Source organism: Actinomycetota bacterium (genome assembly GCA_036280995.1).
Lineage (GTDB): Bacteria > Actinomycetota > CALGFH01 > CALGFH01 > CALGFH01 > CALGFH01.
In genome coordinates this window covers 18896-30719 of record DASUPQ010000319.1, presented here as the reverse complement: position 1 = coordinate 30719, position 11824 = coordinate 18896, and the positions used below count along the sequence as shown (strand labels likewise).

General features: G+C 74.0%; 9 protein-coding genes. 2 read left to right on the top strand and 7 right to left on the bottom strand.

Annotation, left to right across the window (positions count from 1 at the left end; genetic code table 11):
• The first annotated feature begins 114 nt into the window (after positions 1–114).
• On the top strand, positions 115–321 hold the full coding sequence (locus tag VF468_10895; GenBank protein HEX5878812.1) for a VOC family protein: 207 nt from the start codon (positions 115–117) through the stop codon (positions 319–321).
• An 8-nt stretch (positions 322–329) separates the two neighbouring features.
• Here VF468_10895 and VF468_10890 read toward each other — a convergent pair whose 3' ends face one another.
• From VF468_10890 to hisI, 5 genes are all read right to left on the bottom strand, one after another.
• Positions 330–1805, bottom strand: coding sequence for a HAMP domain-containing sensor histidine kinase (locus tag VF468_10890; protein HEX5878811.1), 1476 nt, complete (start codon positions 1803–1805; stop codon positions 330–332).
• Positions 1805–2584, bottom strand: a complete 780-nt coding sequence (locus VF468_10885) for a response regulator transcription factor (GenBank protein HEX5878810.1) — start codon at positions 2582–2584, stop codon at positions 1805–1807. Before VF468_10885 ends, VF468_10890 begins: the two co-directional genes overlap by 1 nt.
• A gap of 93 nt (positions 2585–2677) precedes the next feature.
• Positions 2678–3253, bottom strand: a complete 576-nt coding sequence (locus VF468_10880; GenBank protein ID HEX5878809.1) for a Trp biosynthesis-associated membrane protein — start codon at positions 3251–3253, stop codon at positions 2678–2680.
• Positions 3246–4778 carry an anthranilate synthase component I gene (gene trpE / locus VF468_10875; GenBank protein ID HEX5878808.1) on the bottom strand — a complete coding sequence of 511 codons (1533 nt, stop codon included), beginning with the start codon at positions 4776–4778 and terminating at the stop codon, positions 3246–3248. The genes VF468_10880 and trpE overlap by 8 nt, the downstream gene beginning before the upstream one ends.
• Positions 4775–5131 carry a phosphoribosyl-AMP cyclohydrolase gene (hisI, locus tag VF468_10870; GenBank protein ID HEX5878807.1) on the bottom strand — a complete coding sequence of 119 codons (357 nt, stop codon included), beginning with the start codon at positions 5129–5131 and terminating at the stop codon, positions 4775–4777. Before hisI ends, trpE begins: the two co-directional genes overlap by 4 nt.
• Positions 5132–5209: 78 nt before the next feature.
• Between hisI and VF468_10865 the strand changes: the two genes are divergently transcribed.
• Positions 5210–10048 carry an NAD-glutamate dehydrogenase gene (locus VF468_10865; protein HEX5878806.1) on the top strand — a complete coding sequence of 1613 codons (4839 nt, stop codon included), beginning with the start codon at positions 5210–5212 and terminating at the stop codon, positions 10046–10048.
• Here VF468_10865 and VF468_10860 read toward each other — a convergent pair.
• Positions 10040–10432 (bottom strand): VOC family protein, encoded by a 393-nt coding sequence (locus tag VF468_10860; GenBank protein HEX5878805.1) that lies wholly within the window; start codon positions 10430–10432, stop codon positions 10040–10042. The genes VF468_10865 and VF468_10860 overlap by 9 nt on opposite strands.
• Positions 10433–10480: 48 nt before the next feature.
• Complete coding sequence (locus VF468_10855; GenBank protein ID HEX5878804.1) at positions 10481–11785, bottom strand: DUF4872 domain-containing protein; 1305 nt, start codon at positions 11783–11785, stop codon at positions 10481–10483.
• Positions 11786–11824: the final 39 nt, after the last annotated feature.

Sequence of the window (11824 nt, the reverse complement as noted above, 5' to 3'; positions counted from 1 at the left end):
CGGGCGCCCCGCCCCTGTGGACAGCGCGCGCGTCGGTTCTCCGGGTCGGCTACGCTCCCCCACCGGGGGACCGGCACCTGCGGCGGAGGCGCCAGACCGATCGAGGGGGAGGCCATGACGGGGAACGAGTTCCCGACCGAGGGGATGGAGCTGACGCACATCCTGGTCGTGGACGACGCCGTGCGGGCCAGGGACTTCTACCGGGACGTGCTCGGGGCCGAGCTGTACCGGGAGTACGGCGGGACGTCGGTGGTGCTGCGGCTGTTCGGGACCTGGCTGCTGCTGGTCACCGGGGGCGCCAAGGCGACGGCCGGGTCGTAGCCGCCCGCTCATCCGAGGGGACGGGTGGGGAGCTGGCTGGGGGCGGTGGACCCGACCGGCGGGTGGGCGCCGGGGCGGGAGGCGCGGGGCGGGGGGAGGAGCAGGCGGAAGGCGGTGCCGCCGCCGTGGCCGGACTCGGCCTGGATGGTGACGCCCATGGCGTCGCAGAGGGCCTTGACGATGGCCAGCCCGAGGCCCGACCCGACCTCGCGGGTGCCGCGGTAGCGGGACCACAGGTAGCCGCGGTCGAAGGCGTGGGGGAGGTCGTCGGGGGCGATGCCCGGGCCCTGGTCGACGATGGCCGCCTCGACCCCGCCGCCGTCAAGGGGGCGGGCCGCGACCAGCACCTGGCGGCCCGAGGGGCTGGAGCGGGCGGCGTTGTCGAGCAGGTTGTCGAGCACCTGGCGGAGCCGGCCCGGGTCGACGTGGGCGTGGAGGGCGCCGGCGAGGCGGGTGGTGACGGTGACCTGGCGGCGGGCGGCCCGCTCGGCGGCGGCCGCGGCCGCCTCCGAGAGCACGGCCCCGACGTCGGCGTCGACGGTGCTGACGGCGAACTGGCCCCGGCCCAGGCGGGCCAGGTCGAGCAGGTCCTGGACGAGCCGGGCCAGGCGGATGGTCTCGGCATGGACGCGGAGGAGGGAGCGGCGGCGCTCGGCCGGGTCGTCGACGGTGCCGTCGAGCAGCGCCTCGGTGTAGCCCTGGACGGTGGTGAGCGGGGTCTTGAGCTCGTGGCCGACGCTGGCCAGGAACGCCCGCTGCTCGCCCTGGGCCCGTTCCAGGCCGGCGGCCATGTCGTTGAAGGCCGCCGCCACCTCGGCCACCTCGCCGTCGCCGTCGACATGGACCCTTGTCGACAAGTCGCCTTCGCCGACCCGGCGGGCGGCCGTGACCAGCCGGCCGAGCGGGGCCGTGAGCCGCCCGGCGAGCAGCCAGGCGGCCAGCGCCGCCACCGCCACGGCCAGGGCGGTGGCCAGCAACAGCCGCCAGGCGACCACCGGCAGCAGGCTGAGCCCGAGCCGGCGGACCTCGTGGACCAGCAGCACCCCGCCCGAGCCGCCGAGGCGGGGCCGCTCGGCCGGGACGACCGCCCAGGCCAGCCCGTCGGCGGTGCCGGTGACCACATCCCCCTGGCCCAGGGCGTCGGCCAGGTCGACGTCGGGCACGGGGGCGAGCGGGCCACGGCGGCCGGGCGCCTGGCAGCGGGGCAGCCGGCGGGGGGCGGCGTCGGCGTCGAGGAGGTAGACCTCGGTCTCGCCGCGCCGCAGGATCCGGGCCAGGGGGCAGAGCTGCGCCACCAGGCCGCGGCTGGCCAGGATGTCGCTGACGGTCTGGGCCTGGTCGGCGAGCTGCTGCTCGAGGTTCCGCTCGGGCAGCAGCCGGATCAGCGACAGCGTGATGACCCCGATCAGCACCGCCGCCAGCACGGCCACGGCCACGAAGGCCAGCACCAGCCGCCCCCGCAACGATCCCCCGGTCCACCCCATCAACCACCCTCCGGCGGGTCGGGGCCGGGGGCACCCGGCGGCGCGGAGGCGGGGGCGGCGGGGCCGGGGGCGCCGGCAGGGGCCCGATCGTCGGCCTTGTAGCCGACGCCGCGGATGGTGACGATGGGGGCGTGGTCGCCGAGCTTGGCGCGGAGCTGGCGGATGTGGACGTCCACGGTGCGGGTGTCGGCCGGGAACGAGTAGCCCCAGACCCGCTCCAGGATCTGGTCCCGGGTGAGGACCAGGCCGCGGTTGCGGACCAGGTAGCTGAGCAGCTCGAACTCGCGGGCGGTGAGCTGGACGGGGCGGCCCTCGAACACCACCTCGTGGCGGGCCGGGTCGACGGTCAGGCTGCCCAGGTGCAGCGGGGGCTCGGGGCCGGCCTCGGGCTCGGGCTCGGCCCGGCGCAGGACCGCCTTGACCCTGGCCACCAGCTCGCGGGGGGAGAACGGCTTGGTGACGTAGTCGTCGGCGCCGAGCTCGAGGCCGAGGACCCGGTCGGCCTCCTCCTCCCGGGCCGTGACCACGATGATCGGCACCCGGCCGCCGCGCTGGCGCAGGGCCCGGGTGACCTCGAACCCGTCCATGCCCGGCAGCATCAGGTCGAGCAGGACCAGCCGGGGCCGCTCGGCGTCGACCGCGGCCAGCCCGGAGGGGCCGTCGGTCCGCCACACGACCCGGAAGCCGTCGCGCTCCAGGTACAGCCGGACCAGGTCGGCGATGGACGCCTCGTCCTCGACCAGCAGCACGGTCCCCTTGGAGGGGTGCTCGGGCGTCAACCAGTCCCCTTTCGCCGTCGAGCCGACGCTAGCATCGCCCGGACAGGTTCGGGAGGGCGCCACCACCATGTTCGAGCGAGGTGAAGATGCTGGTCAGTCGCCTTCCCAGGGCGGCTCGTCCTGGCCGGTGGGGCCACCCACCCGGCCGCGGTCGGGCGGGGCCCGGAAGGCGTCGCCGAGGGCCGGCCAGCCCCGGCCGCGCCGGAGCGCCTCGGCCCCGGCCGCGGCCAGCAGCAGCCCCCCGGCCACGACCAGGGCCGGTCCGGCCGCTGACCTGGCCACCTGGAGCTCGGTCGCGGTGGGCACGCCGGCCAGGTACCCGGTCCAGGCACGCTCGCGGGCCTCGGCCGGGGCCCGGTAGCCGCCGAGCAGGCCGCCGGCGACCAGCGCGCCGCCGAGGGCGACCAGGGCGACCCCGACCACCCAGCGGCCCCGCCCCCGGGTCGCGGCCACGGCCACCAGCAGCACCAGGCCGAGCAGGGCGAGCGCCCCGTAGGGACCGAGGTCGTTGCCGGTGAGCGCGGCGGCCCCGACCTGTCCGGCCCCGATCCCGGGCAGCTCGACCTCGGCGCTGATCGTGGCCCAGGGCTGCCCGGCCCCGATCACGGCCAGCATGACCCCGGCCAGCACGGCCAGCAGCGCCAGCTGCATCGACCGCCGCTCAGCCACCGGCGCGGGCGGGAACGGGCCGGGGCCGGTCGGGCGGGGCGGGGGCGGTGAGGGCCTCGGCGGCGGCGACGGCGGCGAGAAGGGCACGGGCCTTGGCCTCGGTCTCGCGCTCCTCGAGCTCGGGCACGGAGTCGGCCACCACCCCGGCGCCGGCCTGGCAGTAGGCGACGCCGTCCACGAACAGGCAGGTGCGGATCGTGATGCAGGTGTCGAGGTTGCCGGAGAAGTCGAAGTAGCCGACGCAGCCGCTGTAGGGGCCGCGGCGGTGGCGCTCCAGGTCGTCGATGATCTCCATGGCCCGGACCTTGGGCGACCCCGACACCGTGCCCGCCGGGAAGCTCGCCGCCAGCACGTCGAAGGCGGCCACGCCGTCGGCCAGCTCCCCGGTCACGTCGGAGACCAGGTGCATGACGTGGGAGTAGCGCTCGACCCGCATGAACTCGTCGACCCGGACGGTGCCGGGCCGGCAGACCCGGCCGAGGTCGTTGCGGGCCAGGTCGACCAGCATGACGTGCTCGGCCCGCTCCTTCTCGTCGCCCTGGAGCTCGGCCTCCAGGGCGACGTCGGCCTCGGGGTCGGCGCCGCGGGGGCGGGTGCCGGCGATCGGCCGCATGATGGCCCGGCGGCCCTGGACGGTGACCAGCACCTCCGGGGACGAGCCGGCGATGACCACCCCTGGGAGGCGCAGGAAGTACATGTAGGGCGAGGGGTTGACGACCCGCAGGACCCGGTAGACGTCGAACGGGTCGGCGCTGGTCGGCACGGAGAACCGCTGGGACGGGACCACCTGGAAGACGTCGCCGGCCCCGATGTGCTCCAGGGCCTGGCGGACCATCTCCTGGTAGCGGCCGGGGGTGAGGTCGCTGGTGGCGGCGGCCGGGGGGCCGGCCGTGGGCAGCGGGGTCGGGGTGGAGGCGACCGGCACCGACAGCCGTGCCGCCAGGGCGTCGATCCGGCGGACGGCGTCGGCGTAGGCGGCGTCGAGGTCGGTGGCCTGGTTGACGACCACGTTGGCGACCAGGACCAGGCGCTGGCCGAGGTGGTCGAACACCACCACCGAGCGGGGGAAGACCAGCATCCCCTCGGGCAGGAAGAGGTCGTCCTCGGTCTGGTCGGGCAGGCGCTCCAGCTCCCGGACCAGGTCGTAGCCGAGGTAGCCGACGGCCCCGGCGAACAGCGGCGGCAGGCCGGGCAGGGACGGCGAGCGGAGCCGGCGCAGGGCCTCGCGCAGCACCTCGAGCGGCGGGCCGTCCGACAGCCCGGCCGGGGGGCGGCCGGTCCAGGAGGCCCGCCCGGCGCGGATGGTCAGGGTGGCGAACGGGTCGGTGCCGATGAACGAGTAGCGGCCCCAGCGCTCGCCGTGCTCGACGCTCTCCAGCAGCACCGAGCCGTCCTGGTCGCCGAGCTTGCGGAACGCCCCCACCGGGGTCTCCAGGTCGCCGAGCAGCTCCCGCCAGACCGGGACCACCGAGTGCTCGCCGGCCAGGCGCACGAACTCCTCGAACCCGGGACGCTCTCCCGTCACGCGTCGCCCCCGAGCGGGTTCGTGAAGCAGGAGCGGGTGCCGGTGTGGCAGGCATTCCCCACCTGCTCCACCCTGACCAGCAGGGTGTCGGCGTCGCAGTCGGCCGTGACGGAGCGGACGTGCTGGACATGGCCGGAGGTGTCGCCCTTGCGCCAGTACTCGCGGCGGGAACGGCTCCAGAACCAGGTGCGGCCGGTGGTGAGGGTGCGCCGGACAGCCTCGGCGTCCATCCAGGCCACCATCAGCACGGTCCCGTCGCGGTCGTCCTGGACGACGGCCGGGACCAGGCCGGCGTCGTCGAACTTCAGCCCGGCCACGGCGTCGTCGACTTCGCTGGTTGAACGATCGCTCATGCGGCCATGCTATCGCTACCGCGGCCACGGCCGATCTGCCATCGTGGACGGGCATCGCGGACGACCGAGGGAGCTGTCATGTCGACGCAGCCAGAGCAGGCGAAAGCGGAGATCCTGCAGCAGATCGTCGCCACCATCCACGAGAAGGTCCCCGAGGACCGGCGCGGTCAGGTCGAGGAGTTCGCCCGCCAGTACTACCAGCGACTGGCCCCCGAGGACCTGCTCGAGCTGGAGCCGGAGGACCTGTACGGCGCCGTCCTGGCCCACTGGCGCCTGGCCCACCGCCGCCGGCCCGGCGAGGCCAAGGTCCGCGTGTACAGCCCCCGGTTCGAGGAGCACGGCTGGCGCTCCAGGCACTCCATCGTGGAGATCGTCACCGACGACATGCCGTTCCTGGTCGACTCGGTGGCCATGGAGCTGAACCGCCACGGCCTGGTCATCCACCTGCCCATCCACCCGGTGATCGTGGTCCGCCGCGACGAGGCCGGCGGGCTGGTCGAGGTGCTGCCGCCCGACGCCACCGACGGCATCGGCGAGTCGTACCTCCACTTCGAGGTCGACCGCCAGAGCGAGCCGGAGGTGCTGGACCAGCTGCGGGCCGACATCGAGCGGGTCCTGGAGGACGTCAAGGCCTCCACCGAGGACTGGGCCGAGATGCGCGCCCAGGTCAACAAGATCCTGGAGGAGTTCGACGAGCACCCGCCCCCGGTCGACGATGCCGAGCTGGCCGAGGCCAGGGCGCTGCTGGAGTGGATCGACGACCACCACTTCACCTTCCTCGGCTACCGCTCCTACGACCTGGTCACCGAGGACGGCGCCGACGTGCTCCGCCCGGTGCCAGGCACCGGCCTGGGCATCCTCCGCCAGGACCAGGGCAAGCCGGCCTCGGGCAGCTTCGCCAAGCTGCCGCCGGAGGCCAGGCGGCTGGCCCGCGAGCGGCACGTGCTCATCCTGACCAAGGCGAACTCGCACTCGACGGTGCACCGGCCGTCGTACCTGGACTACATCGGTGTCAAGCGCTTCGACGACCAGGGCGAGGTGGTGGGTGAGCGGCGCTTCCTCGGCCTGTACACCTCGGCCGCCTACAACCGGAACCCGCGCGACATCCCGGTGCTGCGCCGCAAGGTGACCAAGGTGCTGGAGCGGGCCGGGCTGCCCCGGTACAGCCACGACTGGAAGTCGCTGCTGAACATCCTGGAGACGTTCCCGCGCGACGAGCTGTTCCAGATCTCCGACGACCAGCTGTTCGAGACGGCCATGGGCATCCTGCGGCTGGAGGAGCGCCGCCGGGTGCGGCTGTTCATGTGGCACGACGACTACGGCCGCTTCGTCTCCTGCCTGGTCTACGTGCCCCGCGACCGCTACACGACCACCGTGCGCCGGCGCATCGAGGTGGTCCTCAACGACGCCTTCCCGGGGGCGAGCTTCGACTTCCAGGTGTGGCTGTCGGAGTCGGTCCTGGCCCGGCTGCACTTCATCATCCGGGTCCCGCCGGGGCAGATGCCGACCTACGACGCCAGGGAGCTGGAGGCCAAGCTGGCCACGGTGGCCCGCTCCTGGAACGACGAGCTGCACGCCCTGCTGCTGGAGCTGCACGGGGAGGAGGAGGGCAACGACCTGTACTCCCGCTACGGCGAGGCCTTCCCGGCCGCCTACCTGGACGACTTCCCGGCCCGCAACGCCGTCTATGACATCCAGCGGATGGAGGACCTGGCCGAGCGCGGCGGCCTGAACATGAACCTGTACCGGCCGCTGGAGGCGACGCCGGGAACGCTGCGGCTCAAGCTGTTCTGGGCCGACCGGCCGATCCCGCTGTCGGACGCGGTGCCGATGCTGGAGGACATGGGCGTCGAGGTGGTCGAGGAGCGGCCCTACGAGATCCACCCGCCCGGCCGGGGCACGGTCTGGATCCACGACTTCGGCGTGACCTACACCGTTCCCGAGGGCGACGTCGACCTGGGCCGGGTCCGCGACGTGTTCCAGGACACGTTCGCGGCCATCCTCCGCGGCGAGGCCGAGAGCGACGGCTTCAACCGGCTGGTCCTGCGGGCCCGGCTCACCTGGCGGCAGATCGTGGTGCTGCGCGCCTACTGCAAGTACCTGCGCCAGACCCGGATGACCTTCAGCCAGGAGTACATGGAGCAGGCCCTGGCCGGCAACCCGGCGATCGCCCGCTGGCTGGTTGAGCTGTTCCAGGGCCGGTTCGACCCGACCCAGGCCGACGGCGCCGAGAGCCGGGTGGAGGAGCTGCGGGAGCGGCTGGCCGAGGCGATCGACCAGGTGGCCAACCTGGACGAGGACCGGATCCTGCGCGGCTTCCTCGGCATGGTCGAGGCGACCCTGCGCACCAACTACTACCAGGTGGACGAGGGCGGCCAGCCCAAGGGGTACCTGTCGTTCAAGCTCGACCCGGCCCAGGTGCCGTCGCTGCCCAAGCCGCGGCCGATGTTCGAGGTGTTCGTGTACTCGCCCCGCACCGAGGCCGTGCACCTGCGCGGGGGCCGGGTGGCCAGGGGCGGGATCCGCTGGTCGGACCGGCGGGAGGACTTCCGCACCGAGATCCTCGGCCTGATGAAGGCGCAGATGGTCAAGAACGCCGTGATCGTGCCGGTGGGGGCCAAGGGCGGGTTCGTGGTCAAGCAGCCGCCGGCCGAGGGCGGCCGCGAGGCCCTGATGGACGAGGTGGTGGCCTGCTACTCGACCATGATGCGGGGCCTGCTCGACATCACCGACAACCGGGTCGGCGGCAAGGTCGTCCCCCCGCCGGACGTGGTCCGCTACGACGACGACGACCCGTACCTGGTGGTGGCGGCCGACAAGGGCACCGCCACCTTCTCCGACCTGGCCAACTCGATCGCCCAGGAGTACGGCTTCTGGCTCGACGACGCCTTCGCCTCCGGCGGGTCGGCCGGCTACGACCACAAGAAGATGGGGATCACCGCCCGGGGCGCCTGGGAGTCGGTCAAGCAGCTGTTCCGCGAGACCGGGATCGACACCCAGTCGACCGACTTCACCGTCGTCGGCATCGGCGACATGTCCGGCGACGTGTTCGGCAACGGCATGCTCCTCAGCCGCCACATCAAGCTGGTCGGGGCCTTCAACCACCTGGACGTGTTCCTCGACCCCGACCCCGACCCGGAGGCCGGCTTCGCCGAGCGGGAGCGCCTGTTCGCCCTCCCCCGCTCCTCCTGGTCGGACTACGACACGGCCAAGATCTCCGAGGGCGGCGGGGTCTGGCCGCGCACGGCCAAGTCGATCCCGCTGTCGGAGCCGGTCCGGCGGGTCCTGGACGTCAGCGCCGAGGCGCTCACCCCCAACGAGCTGATCAACGCCATGCTCAAGGCCCCCGTGGACCTGCTCTGGAACGGCGGCATCGGCACCTACGTGAAGGCGGCCCGCGAGGCCCACGCCGACGTCGGCGACCGGACCAACGACGCCGTCCGGGTCAACGGGGGCGAGCTGCAGGCCAAGGTCGTCGGCGAGGGCGGCAACCTCGGCTTCACCCAGCTCGGACGGGTCGAGTACGCCCTCCATGGCGGCCGCATCAACACCGACTTCATCGACAACTCCGGCGGTGTCGACTGCTCCGACCACGAGGTCAACATCAAGATCCTGCTCAACCAGGTGGTCAGCGACGGCGACATGACCCGCAAGCAGCGCGACAAGCTGCTGGCCGACATGACCGACGACGTGGCCACGGCGGTGCTGCAGGACAACTACCGGCAGGTCCAGGCGATCAGCGTCACCGAGGCCCAGGCGCGGCAGCTGCTGGACGAGCATGCCCGGCTCATGCGCAGCCTGGAGCGGGCCAGGCGGCTGGACCGTCGGCTCGAGTTCCTGCCCAACGACGAGGAGCTGGCCGAGCGCCGGGCCGCCGGCAAGGGCCTGACCCGCCCGGAGCTGGCCGTGCTGCTGGCCTACGCCAAGATCGTCCTCCAGGACGAGCTGGTCGCCTCCAACGTGCCCGAGGACGAGTACCTGGCCGACGACCTGGAGCGCTACATGCCGCCCAAGCTGCGGGAGAAGTTCCGCCGCCAGCTCCGCCGGCACCCGCTGCGCCGCGACATCATCGCCACCTACGTCACCAACAGCATGGTCAACCGGGCCGGGAGCACCTTCGCCAACCGGCTCCGGGACGAGACCGGGGCCAGCCCGCCCGACGTCGCCCGGGCCTACACCGTCGCCCGCGAGGTGTTCGACATCCGCCGGCTCTGGAAGGACCTGGCCGCCCTCGACACCGTGGTCCCGGCCGACGTGCAGCTGGAGCTCCAGGCCGAGGGACGCAAGATGATCGAGCGGTCGGCCCTGTGGTTCCTGCGCAACCGGCGCCAGCCGCTGGACATCGCGGCCACGGTGGCCCACTTCGCCCCCGGGATCGCCGCGCTGGCCCAGGAGCTGCCCAAGCTGCTGGCCCCGGCCGACTCCGAGTCGCTCGACCGGCTGGCCGGGCGGTTCACCGCCGCGGGCGTCCCGGCCGAGCTGGCCACCCGGGTGGCCAGCCTGGACGCGCTGTTCTCGGGCCTGAACGTGATCGAGGTGGCCACCGCCTGCGGCGAGACGGTCGAGGCGGTCGCGGCCGTCTACTTCGCCCTCGGCTACCGGCTGGACCTGCACTGGCTGCGCGACCAGATCGCCCACCTGCCGGCCGAGACCCACTGGCAGACCCTGGCCCAGGGGGCGCTGCGCGACGACCTCTACTCCGAGCAGCGCGAGCTGTCCGCCGAGGTCCTCAAGCCGGGCACCGAGGACAAGGACGCCGAGGCCCTGATCGACGCCTGGCTGGAGGAGAACCGCTCGGCGGTCGAGCGGGCCAACGCCATCCTGGCCGACCTCAAGGAGGCCGAGACGCTCGACATCGCCATGCTGTCGGTCGCCCTGCGGGAGATCCGCAACCTGAGCGAGACCGGCTCAGCCTGAGGCGGCCCGCTCGGCGGCGCTGCGCTCGATGCAGAGCTCGTTGCCCTCGGGGTCGGCCAGCACCACCCAGCCCGTCCCGTCGGGCCGGCGATGGTCGGCGACCAGGGTCGCCCCGATCCCGAGCAGCCGGTCCACCTCCTCGTCGCGGGTCCGGTCCGTCGGCGCCAGGTCGAGGTGGACCCGGTTCTTGACCGTCTTGGGCTCGGGCACGGGGATGAACAGCAGCCCCGGCTGGCCGTCCGGCCCGACCAGGTACTGCTGGGGGTCGCCCGGCTGGTTGGGGTCGCCGGGGTCCTCCTGGTAGCCGGTGACCTGGCTCCAGAAGGTGACCAGCAGCCAGGGGTCGGCGCAGTCGAAGGTGATGTTGCGCGGGCGGGCGGTCATGGCGGCTCCTTGGGCACGGCGAGGGTCGTCGGTGGCGTCGGCGTGAGGCTACCCGGTGGCCGGGACGGCGCCGCGCAGGGCGGCGGCGGCCTCCTCCTCGGCCTCGGCCAGCTCCAGGACCCGGTCGCGCAGGCCGGCGAGCCGGCCGGACAGGGCGGCGGCGTCCAGGGGCTGAGGGTCGGCGGTGGTGTCGGCCAGGGCGGCCAGCTCGGCCTGGACCTCGGCCACCTCGGCGGCCGCGGCCGCCCCTCGCTCCTCCACCAGCCGTCGCCGGCGGTCGAGCAGCGCCGCCGCCCGGGCCAGCGGGCCGTCCCCCCCGGCGGCGACGGCCGCCCCGGCCAGGGCGGTCCAGGCGGCGGCCAGCTCGCGCAGGTCGGCGGCGACGGCGGCCAGCTCGGGCCGGCCGAGCGGGCCGGCCGCCTCCTCCAGGAACTCGGCGTACATGGCCCGGAAGAAGCCGCCGCCCGTGCCGGCGGTCTCGATCCAGTCGTACAGCCAGGTGAGGAGCTGGAACTGGCGCCCGGGCGCGGCCAGCAGCCGCGGCCACCCCTTGGGGTCGCTCGGCGCGGTCAGCAGCTCGGCCCACTTGGCCAGGCCGGGCACGCCGAAGTTGCGCAGCGGCGGCTCCAGCATGCCCGCCCAGGTGTCGGCGATCCCGGCGGCGGCCGCCCCGGCCAGGTCGACCGGCTCCTCCGGGGGCTCGGCCACGAGCAGGCGGTGCTTGGCCGAGCGGACGCCGGCCCGGGCCTCGGCCAGCTCGGGCCAGGTGACCGGGAACGGCGCCGGGGCCAGGTCCCACAGCAGCGGCTCACCGTCGGCCAGCTCGACCAGGACGTCCTGGGGAGTCATGCCGCAGAGCCAGTCGGGGACGGCCCGGTAGCGCAGGCGGGCCACGTCGACGGTGGCGACGACCGGGCGGCCCTGGTCGAGCGCGGCCCGCAGCTGCCGTTCGGCCGTTGCCGGGCCGCTGGTCCGGTGCGCCTGGAACGGGATCCCGAGGCGGGTCAGGGCGGCCTCGGCGGCGTCCTGCTTCTGCACATAGGAGTTGATCCGGCCGCCCAGGTAGAGGGTGGCTCCCTCCTCGTACTCGAACACGAAGTAGGCGAACCCGATGCCCCCGGAGACGCCCAGGAGCGTCGCCTCGCTCAGGGTCCGGCCGGTCGCCGGGTCGGTGACGCCGAGGGCGGCGAGCAGCCGGGCGAGCGCGGCCGTGTCCGGGTGCCGGCCCCGGAGCCGACCGGGCCGGTCAGGCCCCTGGTCGGGGCGCAGGTGGGAGCGGGCGGTGGTGTACGACTCGCCGGTCTTGCCCATGCGGGCGCGGACCAGCCGCTTGAAGTCCTTGTCGGTCGGCATGACCCAGTCCTCTCAAGTCGCGAGGCCCGGCCCCCCAGC

Coding starts and splice junctions, on each gene's coding strand:
- VF468_10865 (HEX5878806.1), top strand. CDS start 5,210: ATGTCGACGCAGCCAGAGCAGGCGAAAGCGGAGATCCTGCAGCAGATC.
- hisI (HEX5878807.1), bottom strand. CDS start 5,131: ATGAGCGATCGTTCAACCAGCGAAGTCGACGACGCCGTGGCCGGGCTG.
- VF468_10890 (HEX5878811.1), bottom strand. CDS start 1,805: ATGGGGTGGACCGGGGGATCGTTGCGGGGGCGGCTGGTGCTGGCCTTC.
- VF468_10895 (HEX5878812.1), top strand. CDS start 115: ATGACGGGGAACGAGTTCCCGACCGAGGGGATGGAGCTGACGCACATC.
- VF468_10860 (HEX5878805.1), bottom strand. CDS start 10,432: ATGACCGCCCGCCCGCGCAACATCACCTTCGACTGCGCCGACCCCTGG.
- VF468_10855 (HEX5878804.1), bottom strand. CDS start 11,785: ATGCCGACCGACAAGGACTTCAAGCGGCTGGTCCGCGCCCGCATGGGC.